The organism is Ensifer sp. (genome assembly GCF_035999135.1).
Classification (GTDB): Bacteria; Pseudomonadota; Alphaproteobacteria; order Rhizobiales; family Rhizobiaceae; genus Ensifer.
On record NZ_DASYGZ010000217.1, the window covers coordinates 43,356 to 64,047 of the forward strand.

Annotated in this window: 13 protein-coding genes; 3 read left to right on the forward strand and 10 right to left on the reverse strand. The window is 63.5% G+C overall.

The window, feature by feature from the left end:
- Nucleotides 1–19 precede the first annotated feature (19 nt).
- The 10 genes from VGO12_RS29200 to VGO12_RS29245 all read right to left on the reverse strand — a co-directional run bounded on the left by VGO12_RS29200 (nucleotide 20) and on the right by VGO12_RS29245 (nucleotide 12,726).
- Nucleotides 20–3,439 carry an eCIS core domain-containing protein gene (locus VGO12_RS29200; protein WP_327516232.1) on the reverse strand — a complete coding sequence of 1,140 codons (3,420 nt, stop codon included), beginning with the start codon at nucleotides 3,437–3,439 and terminating at the stop codon, nucleotides 20–22.
- Entirely contained in the window at nucleotides 3,436–3,792 is a 357-nt protein-coding gene (locus VGO12_RS29205; RefSeq protein ID WP_327516233.1) for a hypothetical protein, read from the reverse strand. The genes VGO12_RS29200 and VGO12_RS29205 overlap by 4 nt, the downstream gene beginning before the upstream one ends.
- Entirely contained in the window at nucleotides 3,789–5,855 is a 2,067-nt protein-coding gene (locus VGO12_RS29210) for an ATP-binding protein (RefSeq protein WP_327516234.1), read from the reverse strand. Before VGO12_RS29210 ends, VGO12_RS29205 begins: the two co-directional genes overlap by 4 nt.
- Entirely contained in the window at nucleotides 5,852–7,171 is a 1,320-nt protein-coding gene (locus VGO12_RS29215) for a DUF4255 domain-containing protein (RefSeq protein ID WP_327516235.1), read from the reverse strand. The genes VGO12_RS29210 and VGO12_RS29215 overlap by 4 nt, the downstream gene beginning before the upstream one ends.
- Nucleotides 7,168–7,338, reverse strand: a complete 171-nt coding sequence (locus VGO12_RS29220; protein WP_327516236.1) for a hypothetical protein — start codon at nucleotides 7,336–7,338, stop codon at nucleotides 7,168–7,170. Before VGO12_RS29220 ends, VGO12_RS29215 begins: the two co-directional genes overlap by 4 nt.
- A 623-nt stretch (nucleotides 7,339–7,961) precedes the next feature.
- Entirely contained in the window at nucleotides 7,962–8,639 is a 678-nt protein-coding gene (locus tag VGO12_RS29225) for a hypothetical protein (protein WP_327516237.1), read from the reverse strand.
- A 73-nt stretch (nucleotides 8,640–8,712) separates the two neighbouring features.
- Nucleotides 8,713–9,243 (reverse strand): phage tail protein, encoded by a 531-nt coding sequence (locus VGO12_RS29230; protein WP_327516238.1) that lies wholly within the window; start codon nucleotides 9,241–9,243, stop codon nucleotides 8,713–8,715.
- A 12-nt stretch (nucleotides 9,244–9,255) separates the two neighbouring features.
- On the reverse strand, nucleotides 9,256–11,193 hold the full coding sequence (locus tag VGO12_RS29235) for a phage tail sheath family protein (protein ID WP_327516239.1): 1,938 nt from the start codon (nucleotides 11,191–11,193) through the stop codon (nucleotides 9,256–9,258).
- Entirely contained in the window at nucleotides 11,186–11,455 is a 270-nt protein-coding gene (locus VGO12_RS29240; RefSeq protein WP_327516240.1) for a hypothetical protein, read from the reverse strand. Before VGO12_RS29240 ends, VGO12_RS29235 begins: the two co-directional genes overlap by 8 nt.
- A gap of 221 nt (nucleotides 11,456–11,676) precedes the next feature.
- Complete coding sequence (locus tag VGO12_RS29245; protein WP_327516241.1) at nucleotides 11,677–12,726, reverse strand: sigma-54 dependent transcriptional regulator; 1,050 nt, start codon at nucleotides 12,724–12,726, stop codon at nucleotides 11,677–11,679.
- 746 nt (nucleotides 12,727–13,472) lie between these two features.
- Between VGO12_RS29245 and VGO12_RS29250 the strand changes: the two genes are divergently transcribed.
- The 3 genes from VGO12_RS29250 (at nucleotide 13,473) to VGO12_RS29260 (ending at nucleotide 20,602) form a co-directional block, all read left to right on the forward strand.
- Complete coding sequence (locus tag VGO12_RS29250; protein ID WP_327516242.1) at nucleotides 13,473–15,998, forward strand: DUF2235 domain-containing protein; 2,526 nt, start codon at nucleotides 13,473–13,475, stop codon at nucleotides 15,996–15,998.
- 108 nt (nucleotides 15,999–16,106) lie between these two features.
- Nucleotides 16,107–18,266, forward strand: coding sequence for a hypothetical protein (locus VGO12_RS29255; protein WP_327516315.1), 2,160 nt, complete (start codon nucleotides 16,107–16,109; stop codon nucleotides 18,264–18,266).
- Nucleotides 18,267–18,352: 86 nt separating this feature from the next.
- Nucleotides 18,353–20,602 (forward strand): di-heme-cytochrome C peroxidase, encoded by a 2,250-nt coding sequence (locus VGO12_RS29260; protein WP_327516243.1) that lies wholly within the window; start codon nucleotides 18,353–18,355, stop codon nucleotides 20,600–20,602.
- The last annotated feature ends 90 nt before the right edge of the window (nucleotides 20,603–20,692 follow it).

Genomic DNA, 20,692 nt, shown 5'->3' on the forward strand with positions numbered 1-20,692 from the left:
CTTTGCAACTCGCGCATGGTTATCTCCCCGTCACCAGAACCTGCACAGGCGGCAGGTCGGTTACATACGGATTGCTGAGAACGGCGGTTTCCGCCGTCTGCCTGAGCCGATCAAGGGCGGCAGCGTCGGTGGACGGGACGTTTTCGAAGTGGAGATGAATCGTGATCTGATCGGGGCGACTGGCGTATGACGTTCTGTAGCCATATCCGCCCTCCATACGCTCGAATTGGTTCTTGCGCGGTATCCTCGGATCGTCGTTCACCGGTTCATATACGCGCGACTTGGGGCCGACAGGCTGCAACTCGTTCTTCGCAATTCCCTTCAAACCGTTGTCGGCACGCTCCATTGCAAAGTTGATCTCCTTGACCACATTGCCCTCTTCGGCATTGCCCAGAACTTTAAGCTGAGTCCAATTGCCGCCAGCTATGCGTTCGGTGACAACGTTGAGCTTGCCCTCTCGTTCTACGTGAGCGGAAACCTTCTTGTGCCCGCTGGCAAAATCAAAGCCTCCTGCTTTCTCGGACAAGATATCGGCATGGGGATAATGTTGCTTTTGAAGGATCGGCTCCTGGAGTTCACCGTGGCTTGGGACTCGATTGGACGTCTTTGACGCTGGTGCGGGCGCGGCCGGGTCCGGGACGGACGGCGGCGTAGGCCCTTGGTCGGGCAAGGAGATCGGTCCATCCGTTGCCGGCTGGGCTGGAATTTTCGGTGTTCCTGGCACTTCACTCTGCACAGATCGAACAGAGGCGTTCATCGCCTCATCGATCACCGCTTCGGCCTCGCCCGCAGGAAGCGAGGCCCCCTTTTGTTCGAAGTAGCCGATATCGCGCAGATACTGCCGCACGGCTTCCTTTTCGTAGGTACGGACGCCCGGGATCCATCTCTGCCCATTTGTTCTCGGCATCAGCCGATCCATCCATTCCGCGTATTGCTGCGCCTCCACGAACTTCTGGCGGGCAGCCGTGCTCGGACCAATTTCGAGGATTTCCCCGGTCTCGAAATTGATCCGATCAATTCGCGGGCCGCGGCCTGGCGGGTACTGGGGATGGGGGATCGCAAATTCTTTCCTGAACCCCTCTGGGATCGTTCCGTGCGGCAACAGTTGCTCTGCGTTTTGCTGCAGAAGTGTCGGCAGATCCTCAAAATATTCGTGCGATACGCTCCCCGCGATCGTTGCCTGTTTTGGCTGTGCGCCGCCCGGCGAGTGAGCCTCGTGGATCCCGGGTTGATCCAGCACGTCACTGTACTTCGCCGGCGGCTTGGGCCCCTCCTTCGGAACGGCGGTCAGTCCCTCGGGCGTTGGCTGCGCCGGCAATCTTGTGAACGTCGGCGGATTTGCTCGTAGATTTTCAAGCTCCTTTTGAAGGATGGCCGCCTTGCTCGCGGCGGCATCCGGATCCGTTTTCCGCAGAGCTTTGAGCTTGTTGAACTCGTCGCGGAAGGCGGGGAAACGCTTCATCTCATCAACATAGACAACGTCGAGGAGGACGCAGTGGCTGCACAACTCGATGCCGCGTTCACTGACGCGGATATGGTGTCCGCCGTCCACGCCAACCTCAATCGGTTTCGGCTCAATGGTCGTGCCACCGGCCTTTGTCGTCGCACTCTCCTGGTTTGCCGCAGTGCCATGTGAGGCAGGCGGCTTTTCGGCCGGCAGGCCTTCGTGGGAGACCTTGGGTTTGGCGACTGGCGCATCGGTGGCCGGATGCGGCGTTGCGTGCGGCGACGTATGGGGCGGAGCCGGCGAGGTAACATGTGCAGGGGCATGTGGCGGAATTGGCGCCGCCTTCAGCCCGCTTTCGAGCGCGCCGCCGGCTTCCGAAACACCTTTCTTGACCGCGGCACCCGCAATCGGCGCAGCTTCCTTTTCCGCCAGTCCCAGCAATCGCCGCAGGAACACCTTCAGCTTTTCCATGACACCGGCGATCGGTTTCATGATCGGGTCCAGAAAGGCGCCAAGCGGCTTCAGCAACCTTGCCATCAGCGCATCGAACGCAACCTCCAATTCGGTGACGATAGCGCCCGCAGAGGCAAGCCGCTCGGCGATGCTGGTGACAACGCCCTTGCCAAGGGAGCCAAGCGTTTCACCGAAACGCCCCAGTCCGGCGGCCGCCTCCGTTATCAGGTTGCCAAGGCTGCCGCTGAAGGCGATCAGCAGAGCCTGGATCGTGACGAACCCGATGGCATAGCCTATCTTTTTCCCAAGCTTCGACCATGGGTCGTCGATGATCTTGTCCTGTGCCTTTCCGGCCAGATGCTCGAGTGCCGCTGCCGGGCTCATCAACGGGTCGGGCGCCTTTTGCTCCGGCTTCTTCTCCTTCGACCATGGCGACAGGATCTCGTCGGCGATTTCGCGCCCGCCCTTGCGCCCGAGCTCTCGTGCAAGCCCTTCAGCGCCTTCCGTGATCGCGCCGGGCAGCGAAAGCAGCTTCATGAGCGATCCCATCGGGTCGGACTTCAACGAAGCCAGGAACGTCGACAGGCCGGACGTGGCGTTGCTGAACTCCGTGGCGAGAGCGCCAAGATCCTGGGCGAGCGCCGATGCCTTTGCCCAGCCGCTCATCGCCAGCTTGATGCCCATGTTCCGCAACTGCTCAGCGAACGTGATGATGCCGTAGAGATCCGTGATCGGGCTCACCAGGCCGAGGCCGACGCCAACGGAGTAACCGACGGCCAGGCTTGGGGCATCGCCGGCCTTGAAGGTGCCGAGATTGCGCAAGAGCTTGGTGACAAGGCCGTTGTCGCGAACCTGGTGGACCAATTCTTCGATCAGGCCGGTGGCCGCCGCCGCGACCAGCCGCGACGAAAGGTTGTTTCCGGGCAGATTGGCGGCGATGTCGTTGGCGATCTTGGAGGTCGACGGCACCCAGTCGAACAACCCGCTGCGTTGAACACCGCCAGCGGCGCCAAGCGTCGTCACCGCTCGCTGCCCAGCCACGATCGAGTCACCTGCGCGATCCGCCTCCCGCTCCGCATCCGGCTCCGAGGAAACGCTTGAGCGCGACTGCTGGATCACATGCGTGAGTTCATGGCCGAGCAGGCGCTTTCCATCGGCGGTCTCCGGTGCGTAACGCCCCGCCGCAAAGACAATGTTGTTTCCCGACGCATAGGCATGAGCGTCCAGCATCGTCGCCGACCGGACGGCCATGTCACCGGTATGAATCCGCACATCGCTGAAATCGTGTCCAAACCGGGCCTCCATCGAGGTCCGCGTCTTCTCATCGAGCGGCTCGCCGGATGAGCGCAGCACCTCGTCGACAATGGGCGGCGTTTCCGAGAGGTTTCCTCCCCAGGCGGACTTGCGCTGCAGCTTGCGTTTTTGCGCACAGCGCTCGCAGGTTTCGCCGTGCGCCTCGCAGGCACACTTGCGCTGGAGCGTCGGCCCCTTGGAAACCGCCTCCGTCCTGCCGCCCTTGAGAAGCGCGAGGTTGCTCATGGCGCGCCCCGACTGCTGATGGCGGCGACCTCAGCTCGACCCGCTGATATCGGCGGGACTGTTGCCTGCGCGTTCCGGTCGTGCCCCGACAGAACGCCACCGGTATCCAGCGCGCCCACGAATCCTGCGGACACCCGCTCCGCCCAATCGCCCGAAGAGATTGCGGCCGGAAGGGAGCCGACGATGCGATGAAGCCTCGTTTGCGGAATTCGACCCAGGTCGACGCCTTGGAGACGGGCCGCGAGATCCGCTTCGAGGAACCGCGACAAGGACTGCTCAAGCGCGCGCGCTTCGGTGATCGCGCAATCGCGTCCGTCAAGGATGATCCGATCGATGACGAGCCTGATCCTCATGCCGCCACCTCTTTCGCCCGACCGCTCCAGCGGAATTCGGCTTCGTTGAGCGGTCGTTCGAGCTTGTTCATCTCCAGCCGAATAGCGTCGAGAACGTGGGGCATTTCGATCCGTCCCGTGGCGGCCGCGGCCGCATGCGCTGCATCGAAGGCGGCGTTGAAGATCGAGCCCCCCGATATCGAGAACCGTGCGAGCCTCTCCCATTCGATGTCACCGAGCGGAGCCTCTGCAGGAAACACCGAGCGCCAGATCGCCTCGCGCTCTGCCACGCCCGGGAACGGAAACCCGACGACGAAACGCAACCGCCGGAGAAACGCGGTATCGAGGGCATGGCGCATGTTGGTCGCGAGGATCGCGACCCCGCGAAAACTCTCCAGCCGCTGCAAGAGATAGCTGATCTCGATGTTGGCGTAGCGGTCGTGGCTGTCCTTCACCTCGCTGCGCTTGCCCGCAAGACTGTCGCACTCGTCGAGAAACATGAGCTTGCCGCCGGCATCGGCATCGTCGAAGCACTGGCGAAGCTGCTTCTCGGTCTCGCCGATGTATTTGCTGACGACGCGCGAGACGTCGAGCCGGTAGAGCACCAGCCCCAGCGCGTTGGCGACGGCCTCGGCCGCCATCGTCTTGCCGGTTCCGCTCTCGCCGTGGAACAGCGCGACCGTACCGAGGCCGCGGCTGGCCCGTTCGAGAAAGCCGTAGCGCCACAGCACCGTCGACCGGTTGCCGGCCTGCGTCACGATCCTGTCCAGAAGTTCCTTTTGCTGCGGCGGCAGGATGAGGTCTTCGAGGGTTCTGCGCGGCTCGATCCGCTCGGCCAGGCTGTCGAGCGCACCCCGGGATCGCGCCATGCAGGCGGCGCGCAGGCGTCCGGCCAGGGGTTGCTGCGTGTCGAACGTCTGCTGCTTGGTTTCCTCGGCGATGGCGGCAATCCGGGATGCGGCGAAACTGAACTCGCCGGCGAGCTTGACGGCGCTTGCATCGGCGTCGGCCGGATTTTCTGCGACGCCGGTCAACACCTTGCGCCAGAGTTCCTGCTGCTCCCGTTCGCTTGGCCGGGTGACTTCGACGACGGCGCTTCCGGAAAGTTCCTGGATCGGATGGCGGGTCTCGACCATCACGCCGCCCCTGAGGCGGCCGAGCGTGCGCAGGACCGTGGCGGATGGCGGCGCCCCGCCGTCCAGAGCGTGACCGGGGCGCGGCTCCAGCCCTTCGATATAGAGTGCGACGCGCAGGAGCCGTGCTTCGCGGTTCCATAGCCTGACGAACGTGTCCACGCCTTCGGCGTTGGTCGGCATCACTGCTGCCGCGATGACCACCAGATCGTGTCCGGCCATGGCGGCCGCCGCTGCCGTCACGTCGCGCTTGGCGAGATTGTCGGCGCCGACAAGCTGGATGATCCCGGTCCCGCGCTCATCACGCAGGCGCCGCGCGAGCATTCCGGCAATGGTGAGCTGCGAGGTCGGCAACGATGCCGGCAGGGAGAGGTCGGAGGCGAGCGCGGCAATGCGCTCGTCCAGATAGTTCAGGCCCTTGATATAGGCCGCGATCCGCTCGTCGATGCGAATGGGTGCGCTCAGCATCGAGACCGTTCCACTCTGGTGCATCTCGATCAGGCCATGGCCGCGAAGGGGGCGTGTGGGTGACAGAGCATCCCAGCTGCCGCCTTCGAAGAGCTTGAGGCACAGCTCGAACGTCGGCGCCCGTCGTGACGGATCGTTGAGCACCGTGCCGACGTGCCCTGCAATGCCGGTATCGATCTCGACGGCTGCCGCAAGCAAAAGCACGTCCTGTTCGAAAGCGGACAATCCCAGCTGCCGGCTCAGGAGTGCGAACGGCACCATATCCGCATTCCTGGCCGTCTCTTCGAGAGCCTGACGAGCCCTCTCGACTTCCGCCTTCGACACGCGCTGCACACGAACGGGTTCGGTTCTGCGCCAGAACAGGCCGACGCGGCTTTCGTCGGGCCCATCCGGCGCCTGGGCGTGAAAGGCAAGCAGCAGGCGTAGCCACTTAAGTGTAGCGCTCAGGAAGAGCTGATTTTCGGTTTGCCCGTTGCCTGTCATGGATGGCCTCCTGGCAGCGAAACGGACTGCAACGGATCGAAGACCGGCGGCTGGGCCGTTGGGTCGCGGACGAGCAGGCTTTCCGCACCGTCGACCCTCAGCCGCACCGGCAGGAGCTCGTCGGCGGCCGTAATGCCGGTGAGCGGTATCGACAGGTCCTCCGTTTTGGCATTGATCTTGGGCACCGCAAGCGGCTCGCCGCCGACCAGAAGCTCGACCCGCTGCCCGGGCCAGATCGCCGGCTGCAGCTGGATTTTCAGCACGGGCGCTTGCGGCGGTCCCTGCAGCTCGACTTTGCTGAGCCGCGGCACGAGCAGGATATTGAGCGCGTTCGTCCAGCGTGTCGCCTTGCCGGCGCGCTCGAGCCGCAGCACGACCGCGTAGTTTCCGGCCGGCCAAAGCAGCGACGCGGCGGCCCCCGTCGGGAGCTGCACACTCACCTGCCCTGGCACGCTTGCATCCCCCGCGCGTTCCAGCGGATCGCTCAGCTTCGGATGGCGGAACTCCGCTGTGATCTGGTCGCCCGAAAGGAGCGAACCTTCGAACACGAGCCTGTCTCCAAGTTCCGCAGCGACGCGCCTGTGGTCGGCGGCATCGAGCACGGTGACGGCATTGAGCGCCGGCCAGTTTGCAGCCGGCTGATCAAGCCCGGGTTGGCCGTTGATGCCCCGGTCTTCCTCGCCGCGCCGCAGGACAGGAAGAGCTGCGGCCGCCGGCAGCCGAGACTGGATGAGCACGGTCGACACCTGATAGGCCATGCTGACGCGGTAGCGCGATTGCATGGCCGACCAGAACCGCGCCAGTTCGTCCGACTGCAGGAAGTGCGGCGCGATCTTGACCTGCTCGATCTGGTCGGCAAGGTCGGCCGCCACGCGCCCTTGCGTATCGGCCGGGATCAGGTTGACGTTGATCGGATTGGCGGGAGACAGGGCACGCCGGATGGCGCCGCGATGCAGCACCCGCGTCTGATGCAGAATGTCCATCGCATAACCGAGCAGGATTTCCGCGGCCAGGTCGTCTTGCCCATAGGCGGTGACGAGATAGTGCAGATCGAGCGCGAGCGGCGGATTGCTTCTCCTCTCGCCACCCGGCCCGTGCGACGGCAGGTCCTGGTTGCGCCAGCCGAGGTTGGGCGTCACCTGATAGAGAAACAGGTTGAGGCGGTTGCCCTCGGCCTCTCCGGTGGCGATGCGATCAGGCGGCAAGGCGCTGACGGTGACCGAGCCGATTGCGGCGGTGTCATTGTCGATCAGCCCGTTGTTGAGAAGATCCTTGAGAACGGCCGTCACGACAGCGATGGCAAGGGGGCTGCTCATGTGGCGCCACCTCGCGAACGCCGCGCGAGATAGGCGGCCAGATTGCCGGTCTGATTGCCGGTTTCAGGCGCGGCGGTCGCAGCGGTCACCGGCGCTGGCGACGTCGATGCCGGCCTCCCCCTGAGCTCGATCGCGCCGATATGGATCTCGATGGTCGTTTGCTGCACGCCCGGCTCTTGCAACGGCAAGGCCGTAAACGGCCTGGCGCGGTCGCGCGCCGGCCATTCGGACCGGCTCGGCAGTGTCCGCCGCACATCTGTCTGCTGACCAGAAACCGTTGCGGGCATCTGTTGTCGTAACGACTCCCGGAACGGCCTGTCGTCCGGCGAGGCCTTCGGCGCGCGGACATTCTCCGTCAACAGGGACGATCCATCGTGACTTCCTTCCGGCTTGTCCGGCGCAGGGACCGGACTTGGCTGGCGAACGGTCTCGGGCCTGTCGCGAGCGTCATGCGTTTGTCCGTCTTCGCCCTTTGACGACGAAGGCGAAATCTCCCGGGTTTCCGGTCGCACGGTTTCCGACCGTCCCGGCTTGCCCTCCGCGATTGCCGGTTGCCTCGGCTCCGGCGACCCCGATCGGTTCGGCTCAAAGTCGATCGGCGCGCGAACCGGCGCCACGGCACTCGGCCACGTAAGCTCGGCAGCCTCAGGCGCATCGCCTTCGTCCAGCCCTTCGCCCGGAGCGCGCAGCAATGGTCGCAAGGAACTTGCGAGGCCAGCATTGTCCGCGCCACCCGCAGCAACGCCCAGGCGGGCAAAGAAACCGTGCTCGGAAATGGCGATGTGTCGGGTCATCGAAGCGCCAGCTCCAGATAGGCGCGCCTTCGCGCCGGCGACAGGCTGAGGATGGCCGCCTCGCTCCACCCGAAACTGCGCGAAATCGCTGCGACCTCGAAAAGCAGGGACCTCGCCAATGCCGTGATCTCGTTCCACAGGACCGAGACGATATCGAGCGCCTCCAGCCAGCATCGGCCACAATGGGGGCAGGCGATTTCGAGCCTGAGATCGGCAAGCGGGTCGGCACCCATCAGGCGCTCCTCCACCACGCGCCAGACTTCGACCGGCAGGTCCTTGGGCTCGATCGCCTCTTCGGCGCGATGAGCGGCGACGATCGATCTCAGCGCAAGCGCTGCGGCGCGATCGCCTGTGGAGCTTTCGACCGCGAGCAGGTCGGCAAGGTTTGGCGATTGGGCAACCAGTACAAATCCGTGCGCCTCGATGGTCAACCGGCCGGGCACCTCCTCCGTATGCGGCGACCCGCTCTCTTCAAGGATTGCTGCAAGGTCGAGCCCGAGCTCTGCCGTTTCGCCGCAGGATGCGCATACGGCCGTGCAGGCGAACTTGGATCCGAACAGGCTTTGTCTGAGCGCCATCAGCCGGCCGACGGTCCAGCCGAACGTCCGGTCGGCGACAGCGGCCGCCTCGTGCGCGGGCACTGTTTGCGAAACGAGCAGCAGCGCGCGGCGCATGGGCGTTGCTCCACTACCCGCCTCCCACAGGCGCAAGATCTGATCCGCATCCCAGTGACCGGCGTGCATTGCCTCAGGCTCCCGGCGGTTCTGTAAACGTGCCCTCCGTCGGCTCGACGACCTTGTAGTCCCGCTCCCATCCTTCGTTTTCCAGCTTGATGTGCTGGATGAGGATGGCATTGGCGTTGGCGTCGAGATCGGAGATCGGCTGAAACTCCGATACCCAGCAGCGGAAGAGCTTGTAGGCGAGCGCCGGCTGTCCGGCCTCGTTGTAGATCTCGATGATCAGGTCCTTGCGGAAGTCCTTGAGCGACACCTCCTTGCCAAGGCCGGCGCCGAAATTCCAGACCTTGTTTGCCCACTTCTCGAATTCGGGATCATGGGTGACGCCGCGCTCGAGCGTCACGGCCTCGAACTCGGAGCGGCCGGGCGACTTGCGGCTGGAGCTTGGATCGCCGCCTTCGCGATGCTTCACAACTTCGGTGGTTCGCTTCAGGCCGCTGATCTTGCTGACTGCGGCCACATAGCGGTTGTCCCACTTCACCCGGAACTTGAAGTTCTTGTAGGGATCAAACCTCAGGGCATTGACCGTAAACTGCGCCATCGCCTTGCCTCCTCACGTCTCGATCTGGCCAGTGATCTGCTGCAGGCGGATGACCACGAACTCGGCGGGTTTGAGCGGGGCGAAGCCGACGTCGATGTTGACGATGCCGAGATTGATGTCCGATTGCGTCGTGGTGGTGCCGTCGCAGTTGACGAAGTACGCCTCCCGCGGCGATCGCCCCTGGAAGGCGCCCTTGCGAAAGAGGTCATGCATGAAGGCCCCGACGTTGAGGCGGATCTGCGCCCAGAGCGGCTCGTCGTTGGGTTCGAACACGACCCATTTCAAACCCCGGAACAGGCTTTCCTCGATGTAGAGCGCCGTGCGGCGGACAGCGAGATACTTGTATTCGTCGGCAAAACCGTCGGCCCCGCGCAGGGTCCGGGCGCCCCAGACGACGCGGCCGTAGACCGGGAAGGAGCGCAGGCAATTTATGCCGAGCGGGTTGAGTTCGCCGTTCTCCTCGTCAGTCAGCTTGACGTGCAGCTCTGTGACGCCGACCAGGCCGGCGTCGAGGCCTGCCGGCGATTTCCAGATGCCGCGCTGGGCGTCGGTGCGGGCAATGACGCCGGCGACGGTGCCCGTGGCGGCAAATGTCTCGATCTGCCCGTCCCGCAGCGGATTGGGCTGCCGAATGCGTGGAAAGAAGAGTGCGGCATTGCGACTGCGCGTGCCGACCTTATCCTGGTCAGGATCGGTGAACTCGTCGCGGGCGGTGCTTTTTGTCTTCCAGGCTGCGGGCGCGTCCAAGAGCAGCATCGCCCGCCGTTTCTCGCAATAGGCAGCGGCCGCCGCCACCACCGCTAGGCCGACGTCGTCCTTGTCGTTGTAGGGCGGAATGACGAGCAGATTGAAGATGCCGTCACGGGCAAAAAGCTGCTCGAGCGCATTGATGCCGCTGCCGGCGTCGCCGCTTTCGTCGCCCGACAAAAAATCCTGATCGTCGAGCAGGTCACCATCCGAGACCGCATTGACCACGTCCTTCAAGGCGGCCTGATACTTGTCCCGCTTCGTCTTTGCATCGCTGGAGTTGGGGTCTTGTCCCTTCAGGCTGTCGCGCCACGTCCTGTAGGCGCTCGTGACATCGTCGGCGACCACGACGGGAACGGCCTTGCTGGTGTCGGGGTCCTTGCCGAGCTCCGGCAGCTTCGGCGGTTCGGACTTGTCCAGGTCGGCCCCGCCCCAGCGCAGAAGCTCGGACTCGGCCTCCAACACACGGTCGACGCGACGGCCGCCGGGTTTCAGCGTGAGACCGACGAACCGTTCCGTCGCCCCGTTCGGATCGCGAACCGTCAGGTTGAACTTTTCCGTCGCCGCCGCATCACCTCCCAATTCGGGGACACGCTCGATCTCGACCTGAAGATAGGCGCTCCACTTGCCCGGGCTGGCGGCGATGAAGTCGAGATTGCCGACCTTGATTTTGCGCCGGACCGACGCGCTCGAAGCGGCCGCGGCCGCCGCGGCTTTCTTGACCGCGTCGGCATCGTCGTCGTCGGCCAAAGTGTTGATGATGTCGAGCGCTTTCCCCGCCGCGGCTTTCGCTGCGGGGCTGCTGTTTGCATCGCCGTCGATGGCGTCCTTGGCGGTCTTTGCCTTGGCCTTGGCGTCCGAACCCTTGGCCTCGCCCGCTGCCGCTGCGGCAACGGCCTTGGCGGCCTCGACCGCCGCTTCCGCGCTCTCTTCACCCGGATGGAAGAGGCGAACGATCACCCCCTGCCCGCCGCCGTTCTGGAAGAAGTCGCGAACGGCGAAACTCATGGTGCTTGCGTTCCAGAGGCCCCCGAACAGGCGCTGATAGTCGGCAAAACTGTTGATGATCGTTGCCCTGTTGACAGCCCCCCGTTGGGCGCGGCCGATAAAGGCGGTCACCGACGTCGGGATCCCGACGATCGTGCGGACGCCGCTTGGAACCTCTTCGACATAGACGCCCGGATAGCTCAATACGCTAGGCATACCCCGCTCCCTCCTGTTCGGCTTCGGGTCCGGAACCACAAGTCGCACAGGCGAACACGACGCTGCCGTCGGACACCTCCTGGCGTTTGAGGTCTCCTTTGCTGACGAGGCTGTCGACGACAGCCTGCAGTTCGCCACGCGCCTCTTCCATGCGCTGGAACGCCACCCACCAGGCGATGCCGTCGAGGGAATCGCGGGCGCGCGGATTGAGCCGGCAATAGCGGCGAATTTCCTCGGCAAGTTCGTCGGCGGTCGGGCGCATCTGGAGAGCCTGCTCACGGCTTGTGGAGTTCGAGCACTTGAGGCAATCCGCGTGCCAGAGATGCCTGCCCGAAATTCTCAGACAAAACAGTGTGTTATGCTGGAGACAATTGCGCCCGTGGGTCGATGTCGCCCCGACGAAGGCGACCCACTGGGTCGCAACCGACCCGGCCGTTGGCGGCACGAAGGGAGCGTCGTCGCGGCCAGAAGGCGATAGTCGCGCTAAAGTCGGTCTGTGCGGGGGGCCTGGCTATCTTGCGTTTCCGAGCGAAACGCGGAGGAGTTGATCGCGTACTTCTTGATAAGCTTGCCGAAGGCACGCCGCTCCTTGCCCGCAAGACGTGCGGCCAGCGTGACGTTGCCATGCGTCTGGCTGAGCAGCTGCTCGACATAGGCCGTATCGAACGCCTCCAGGGCCGACGCCCGCGCTTCTCGATAGGGCAGAAGCCCGCTCCACCCGTCCTGCGCGGAGGGAACGCCGGATCTTGCCGTCATGCTGTTCGCCGCGACCGGTTCTATGAAAATCGTCTCTCCCTCGCTGAGCATGAATGCGCGCAGAACGAGGTTTTCCAGTTCACGAATGTTGCCCGGCCAGGCGTAGAATGGGAGCCAGTCGATGGTAAGCGGATGCAACGGCCGCACCGGCCGCCCGAAGCGCAGCGCGAAAACCCGAATGAAATGTTCGGCAAGCAGGACGCAGTCCGAGCCGCGATCCCTGAGCGGCGGCACGGACAGAACGAACAGGTTCAACCTGAAGTACAAGTCGGCGCGAAAAGCGCGGCTGCGCACCAGGTCCTGCAGGTCGGCGTTGGACGCGGCAACGACGCGGGCGTCGGATCTCTGCTCGTGCACGCCGCCGACCGGCCGGAACGTTCCATCCTGGAGAAATCTCAACAGCGCGACCTGGGCGTGGGCTGGCAACGAGTCGACTTCGTCGAGAAACAGCGTTCCGCCCTGCGCCGATTGCACCAATCCCGGCCGATCGGAGCGGGCATCCGTATAGGCGCCTCGGCAGACACCGAACATCTCGCTTTCGATGAGCATTTCCGGCAAGGCGCCGCAATTGACGGGAATGAACGGCCCCCGCCGACGCCTGCTTCCATAGTGGAGTGCGCGCGCCAGCAGTTCCTTGCCCGTGCCGGTTTCGCCTTCGATGAGCACGCTGGCGTCGCAAGCGGCAAGCTTGGCCACCATCTCCGAGACGCGCTTGAACGCCGGGGATCGACCGACCATGAAGCCGCTGGTGCCGATGTCTGAATCAGCTTGCGCCATACCTCTCCCCGAAACCTTTTGCCGTGGGTTTAGGTGAGCCCTCGTCAGGCAACTGCAACGTTTTCCTGGAAAACGCTGGCCGTTTCCGTTGAGCTCGGCAACTCAAGATAGATCTTAATGCGCAGCTGTAAATATATAGATCTATTGAGTAACGTGTTGCAAAGTCACTGCTTAGAAATGCACGCCATGTCACGTCGTGCAACAGATCGCTTTAGGCAGAAGGAGGAAGTATATCCAACCGGTCGCGCCGGTCAATCCAGCACGAGATTTGTGGATACCCTGGATCGCGACCGGAAGAATATGCCAATATTTTAATCAATTGCCATTCGGTCCCTTTTTCAATGGTGGTTCCGGCCAACGCTCGCAATCACTGGCGTTGCAGCCATCTGCCGACACTTTCGGTGGTCAGCGGCAGTTCGGCGCTGTTCGCTGCACCCTTAAGTTTTAATGGTTGCCATAAGGGCATCCGCGGCGCATTAATTAGCACTTCATATAATAAAGACTGCTTTTCTGGCGAGAGGGGCGGGACGGCATCGCAGCAGACCCGGCATGCAGCGTGAAGGGACCGAACCCTTTAGCTACGTCGGCCGACGATGCCGCCCGGCGTCATGGGCGTGCCAACGGCGCCTACAAGAGCAGTCGCAGCAGACATTCCAAAACTCAGCCGATGCGGGATCAACCCGGAGCACGCGACAATCGGTGCACGCTGACAACCGCATGGCAGTTTCGATCGGGGACGTCATGTCATGCAAAAAAACATCGTGCTTTTCGCAGACGGCACAGGCAACAGCGCGTCGAAACCCTTCAAGACGAACGTCTGGCGGCTTTATGAGGCGCTCAACCTCAACGAGCAGGACCAGGTCGCGACCTTCGCCGACGGCGTCGGGACTTCCTCGTTCAAACCGTTCGAGGTGATTGGCCTGGCACTCGGCTTCGGCGTCAAGCGCCGCGTCGTCAACCTCTACAAATTCCTGTGCCTCAACTACCAGCCGGGCGACCGGATCTTCGTGTTCGGCTTCAGCCGCGGCGCCTTCACAGCCCGACTGCTGGTGGGGCTCGTGGCGAAGGAAGGGCTGGTGGAATTCCAGTCCCACGAGGAGCTCGACCGCTTTGCGCTTGCGGCCTACCGGGCATTTCGCAAGGAGGCGTTCAAGACCAGGCTGCCATGGGTCGTGCTCACCCGGAACCTGCGCGACGGCGCCGTCAAACTTTCAAATTCGCTGACCGGAAGCCCCGCCTATCAAAAGCCGCTCTCGGGACCACGCTCGTCGCAGGAGATCAAGGTTGCCTTCCTCGGGGTATGGGACACGGTTGCGGCCTACGGCCTGCCGATCGACGAACTGACACGGGCGGTCAACCAATGGGTGTGGCCGATGATCTTCGAAAAGCGCCATCTTCTGCCATGCGTCGAGCAGGCGCGCCACGCGCTCAGCCTCGATGACGAGCGGCGGACGTTTTTCCCGATCCCCTGGCACCCGACGGATGAACAGGGTCGGGAAATCGGCCCCGAACGCCTGCGCCAGGTCTGGTTCGCGGGGGTGCACTCGAATGTCGGCGGCGGCTATCCGGACGACCGCCTTGCACACGTTCCGCTCTGCTGGATGATCGAGGAAGCAAAACAGGCCGGGTTGAATTTTTGCGCCGACACCGTGGCACGCTACGCGGCGATCGCCTCGGAGGACGGCCGGATCTACGACAGCCGCTCCAATCTTGGCTTCTTCTATCGCTACCATCCGCGCGACGCGCAATGGATCATGAACGAACGGCCCAAGGATGAGGCGCCACCATTGAACCCGGTGGAGCCGCTCGTGGACTGGAGCGTCATCGCGCGAATGGCAGGCGGTCCCGATGGCTATGCGCCGGTTTCATTGCCCTTGCAATTCCGCGTCCGTTTGCCTGACGGCAGCGATGTGCCTTTCATTGCTCCGCCGGCGCAAGTGGCAACTTTGGCCTCCGCGCCCGACCAGTCCAATGCGGAGGCGGCGCTCGACGAGATGCGCCGGCGCCAGCAGGCCGGTGCAGACGGTCGCTCCGAACGTTTCGAGGTGGTCCAGGATACGGTGTGGTGGCGGCGCGCGGTCTATTACGTGCTTCTCTTCCTCGTCCTCGTCGCCGCCTGTTACCCTCTCTGGTCAAGCTTCGTGACCTCCGGTCCGCTGGCCAGGGCCGAGTACGGAGCAAGGCCGCTGCTCGGACTGCTCACGGGTCCGATCGCGCTTTTCATGCCTGGGTTTGCCAAGCCGTGGGTGGACGCCATCGCATATGGTCCAGCCAAGGCCGCAATTCTTGCCGCCGGCATCGCCTTGTTCATGTGGTTCAGCGCCTTTCTGCGCACCCGGATCGCCGACCGCGCCCGCATCGCCTGGGCGAGCGGCCGCTGGCAGCGCGACCAGACGCAATTCTCAAAAGAGAGGAGCGAAAGCCACAAGCGCATCGCTACGTCGGCCACCCTGATGGCTCTCGTGGCCTGCCTGGTCGCTTTTCTAACAGGTACATCGCAGGCCGCCCTGCTCTTCGGAGTGACGACCTTGGCATGTTTCTTCATCAGCATCGGCCTCGCGAAGGAAAACCGCATGCTGACGAGTTCACCGCTTCTGAGGTTTGCCCGCGCCGTGCGCACCAGTCCCAGAATGATTGCACTTTACAATGCCCTGCGGGAGCGCTGGTTGCCGGCAGCGGCTTTGACCGTAACGGGTCTGGCTGCGGTCGTCCTACTCAATAAGTCGTCGTTTGAGGTTGCGAGCGCCTCAGGCGCATTCTGCTCAAAGGACGATCCGCCGAACGAAAGAGTGGAGCAGGTGAAGGTCCCGTTGAAGGGGACGCTCGATCCGACGTCAATGTGCTGGGATACGCAATGGATTCTCCTCAAAGGCGAACGCTACAAAATCACGATCGACAGTCATGATTTGAAGGATGCCAGCGTCCCGTCCGGGGCAGCGGGGCTGAACATCTGGAAGCCACTGGCGGAATTCGACACCGCCGCTATGCTCCAAGTCGCAGCCGTGCCGCTGCGCCGTTGGTGGGGACAACCCTATTTCCAATTGATCGCGCGCATCGGCAGTCACGGCGCGGATGAACAGCCGGCGACGCCGATCCGATTGGCCGACCCGAATGCGCAGCACGTGTCGTTCCTGTTCACGCCGCGCGAGACCGGCAGGCTCTATCTCTATCTGAACGACGCCGTCCTCGGCATCCCAGGGCTACGCGACTTTTTCTATCTGAACAACAAGGGGACTGCCGAGGTGACGATCGAAAACGCCAGCGGCTACTGATCGCCTGACAGAACGGCGCACGGAGGTCGTCCGGAACTCCGGGCAGCCGAAGTGCCAGCGCCCTGAAAAGCGCTGCTGAAGAGCCCGCCGAAGAGAAGGTACGTGTCGATGCGCCGCGTTTACATGCTCATGGCGATCATCGGTTTTCTGGTCCTGGTCTGCGCCGGGGCCGTCTTTGCGCGCCTGGATATTTTCGGACGCTTGCTCGCCGACAGGATCCTCGCCAACGCGGCCATCCCGACGGAAGCGATGCCGCCGACATCCGGTCAGGTGCCGTTTTCCTCCGCCGATGTCCAGGTCGTCGGCGGGCGTGGCGAAGGCTTGAGCTGCAGCCTGCCGGCGACACTGGCCGACCTTGCTTTTCCGCCGGAGGACGGGCGCGCGCCGATCGGGCTTCAGATGCGCCAGGCCTGCGCCTCGCACGACTATTGCTACAGGCACGGCGCGGCGACCTATGCCTATACCCAGGCCGATTGCGACTTCCTGCTTCAGGAGCACGCGTTTCGCCTGTGTTATTTCATCGAACGGCCCCATCCGGGAAGCGACAAGGAGGTCATCGAGGCCAAACAGAAAAAATGCAGGCGCGACGCCCGACTTGTGACGCTCGGTGTTCGTGCCGGTGGCAGCGATTCCTTTCGACCGTCCAATCCGGACGCCGACGCCACGCAGGAGAGCGCCAGCCAGGAGACAGGCCTGGACGAAAGAGCCTCGACCTACTTCGAATACGATCCCTATCCGGTGCGCTCGGCGTCCTATGTGGTCTACCGCATTGCCGATGCGCCCGATCCCGAGGGACGGCTGAACGGCCTCAAGGCGCTCTACAAGTTCGCCATGCGCCAATCGGGCATGTTTGTCGAAGTCGCGGCCTTCGGGGGCACGGAACCTGCCAAGTTTGCGCTTCGTGCGAAAATTCCGGGTGACCCCTCCTATCTCGTCAACGCCCCCATCGTCGTCGCCACGACGCACAACGACAGGCCGGAAGACTGGTTCGTCTGGTGGCAAAGGCGCGGGCTGAACGAAACCGGCGGACGCATTCTCGCCATCGCCGCAGCAAGGGCAACGGACGACGACTGGAAGTGCCTGTACGAGGCCGGCATGAGCGACGAGATGCTCGGTGCAAAAGCCCCCTGCGCGTCACGCAACGCCATCGCCGTTGCGGAAGTTGGGCTCAATGGTTCGGACGATGCCGGGTTCTCTCAGGTCATTGCCGCGCACGGCATCAACCCGCCACCCGATACGCTTCACCTGATGGCGCTGCAAACCAACGCCTGCCTCTCGAAAGGGGCAAATGTGCCGTGCTTTCGCGATATTCTCGTCAGCACCGCTTTCCGGCGCAAGCAACAGCCGCAAGCGCCGTTGCGGCTGACGGATCTGCGGCCGGCGGCACTGATCGGGCAGAAGCAGGACGAATACAACGTCTATCGCAACTATGTCGCTTCGCCAGTGGTGTTCCAGCCGCCACTTGAACGCGACCCTCTCTTGACCTGGGTGCGACGGGACGAAGACTATCAGACGAAGGCGTTCCTGCGGCGGATCGGTATCGCGCGCAAGACGGCGAGGCCCCACAGCGACGCGGGCTGGCCGCGTGGCTCCCTGTGGCTGGCCGACATCGAGGAACTGGACGAACCGCTCTTCGCCCTCGGCCGGACAGGCGAGAGCCAGGCCCTGGTGGCGCTCAGGCGGACGGGCCCCGCGGGGGCGGATCGCGTCGACGTTCGCCAATGGCGCATGCCCGCGCTCAGAAACGACGACACCGGGGACCTACCTTCGATCGAGGCAAACATGTCGGTGTGCAATCCGCACTTCGATGGAACATGGCTGGCGAGACCGCCGATCGCGATCGCTGTTCGATCGGGTGAAACCCTCGTGGTCCTCTCACGCGCGGTGAAGGCGAAAGGTCCGCAGGGCGACTACGCGCTGGAGTTGGCTGCGTTCAAGTTCGACAAGGATGGTGGCTGCGCGCCGACCCTTCCCGGCGGCAAGTCAATTCCGACGGCAGAATTGATCGCGAGCGTGACCGATGACGACGAGGGCCACTTCCTGCCGACGGATCAGCAGGCATCCTGGAAGGAGAAGCAGAAACAAAGACATCCCGACCTCATCAGGCAGACACCCATTCTCGTCGACGACCTCGATGGAGACGGCACACTGGAAATCGTGTTCCCGGGCGCCGGCCATGCCCAGACGCCAAAACTGATCGCACGGATCAACGGCGACGGAACGTTCCTGCCGTCCCCGGACCTCAGCCAGACCACCTTGAAAAAGTAGAGTTCCCAACCGGGATCGAGAGAAACAAACGGCAGCGGCGAACGACTTGCAGTCAAATCCTCTAGAGGCTCTTGCGGAGAAGGTTCATGAAAGACGATGCGCATTCGCGGCCGCTGTGGCTGGTTTTGAAGGTTCTGATCGCGCTTGTCGGGTTCGCCCTTGCCACCGGGGTGGTCCTAAGCAGCGCGCCGAAGCAAATCCGCTCGGCCCTGGCCAGGCTCGGGGACGCATGGGAAAAGGCGTCGGCAATCGTGCCGCCGCCGTTGATCGCCGAGCGCCAGAGCACGAAGTGCGTGTGGCTGAAACAGAACTGGTCCGATGATGACCGCGCATGGTTTCACAACGTCTCCCAGGGAACGGCGACCTTCCCCATGCCCTATGCCTGGTTCCAGCACCTCGAACGCCCGGAGCTGACCGCCCTCGACGTGGCGATCCCGGGTGCGCGGCTCAGTGATCCCGCCTATCTGGATCGGCTCGGCTTCATTCCGCCCAATACGGGATGCGATCCGGCCATCGTCCCGACGCGACCCAACGGATACGGCGTGCTCCCGGTCGGCTTCGCCGTGCTGAAAGGCGGCTTGGATCCGGCGACCGGCCGGGAGATGGAGGACGGGCTTGGGCTGACATGTGCGGCCTGTCACACGGGGCGGGTCTTTTACAAGGACACCGAGCTTCGCATCGACGGCGCGCCGGCGATGATCGACATCGGCAATCTCGAGCGCATCATCGGGCTGTCCGTTTGCTACACCGACCTCATGCCCTGGCGTGCGCATCGCCTCGTCCGTTCTGTTGTTGGAGATCATGCCGATGCTCCGGCCGACGTCCGTGACGCCCTGCGGGAGCGAACGGAAGAACAGCTGAGCGCCATTTGCAAACAGAAGATCCAAAACAAAGTGATGCTTGAGAGGGAGGTGCTCGGCCGACGCGGCGAGCAGCATACCGAAGAGGGTTTCGGGCGGCTTGACGCACTCAACCGCATCGGAAATCAGGTCTTTCACGAAAACCTGCTGCCGGACCTGCCGGACGAAGCCGAACTGAAGAACATGGAGGCGGCAGCGGCGGACGCGAAGCGCGCGGACGTGGATCGGGCCATCCGGGCGCTGGATTCGAATTTTGCAGCGCATTCCGCCCCCGTCAGCTTTCCGGCGATCTGGGACGTCCCGCATTTCGTCTGGGCCCAGTACGACGCCTCGATCCTCGATCCGGGCATTCGCAACATCGGCGAGGCTCTGGGGGTCTCGGCCCGGGTGAATATGGGCGACAAGAACTCGCCGCAGCCGCTGTTTGCCTCGTCTGTCGAGTTCGACGCGATCGAGGAGATCGAGGCCCTGCTGCGGGGCAAGGATGGTCCGTTTGACGGCGAAGTTGGCTTCAAGGGCCTGCAGGCGCCGCGCTGGGACGACGCTGCCTCGAATTTCCCCGGTGACGAAAACTGGACGATCAACGGGGACGCGATCAACGAAGGGCGCAAGCTCTACGCCGCGCACTGTGTGGAATGCCACGGCAGCCCACCCCGCGACACGACCATAACGCCCGGCGACCCCGGTTCGTTCTGGGACAAGGCGAATTGGCGCGAGGGCACGAACGAACTGATTTTCGACAACAAGCAGAAGTCTGTCGCAGCCATGGGCACGGATCCGCAGCAGGCGCGAGTGCTGACGGAAAGGACGGTCAAGGTGCCCCCCTCTCTCGGCCTTGATACCGGCGCGCTGCTGGAAAGCTGCAAGATGCTGAGGGATCCGGCGTTCGAAAAATCCTACGCGCTCAACCTGATGGACATCGTTGCGAGGGTGCGAAACCAGCATATCCTCGACACCGAAAAGCGCCTCGGCCGAGTCCTGACCAGCGAAGAAAGAACGGCGATCCTCGGCACGAGGCCCAACTGTCCAAACCCAGGGGTGTTCGTGCCCGTCGCCGGGATCGACGTAAAAACGCGCCAAGTCGCCGACACCGCCGCCGCGCCCATCTATGTCGCCAAGCCCCACTATCGAGTGCGTCCGCTCGACGGCATCTGGGCAACGGCCCCTTACCTGCACAACGGCTCCGTTCCGACCCTCGACGATCTGCTGTCACCGCAGCGCGACCGTCCGCGGGCCTTCTGCGTGGGGCCCATGCAATTCGACACGAAACGCGTTGGCCTCACGCCCTCCGTGGTCAAAGATGGCAATGTCGTCTGTGAACCCGGACAGACGCTCTTCGACGTCACCGTGCGCGGCAACTCCAATCTCGGCCATTCCTTTGAAGGAGACGGCAAGGCGCTGCCTGCGGGCGTTATCGGACCCGGTTTTGACGCCGAACAGCGGGCGCAGCTGATCGCCTATCTGAAGACGCTGTGAGGTGACGTCGGTCACCTTCACGCGTTCGACGCCCAGGGCATTCGTTTCTGTTGCGGCCGCCGCCGCCGCGTCCACGCACAAACGCATTCC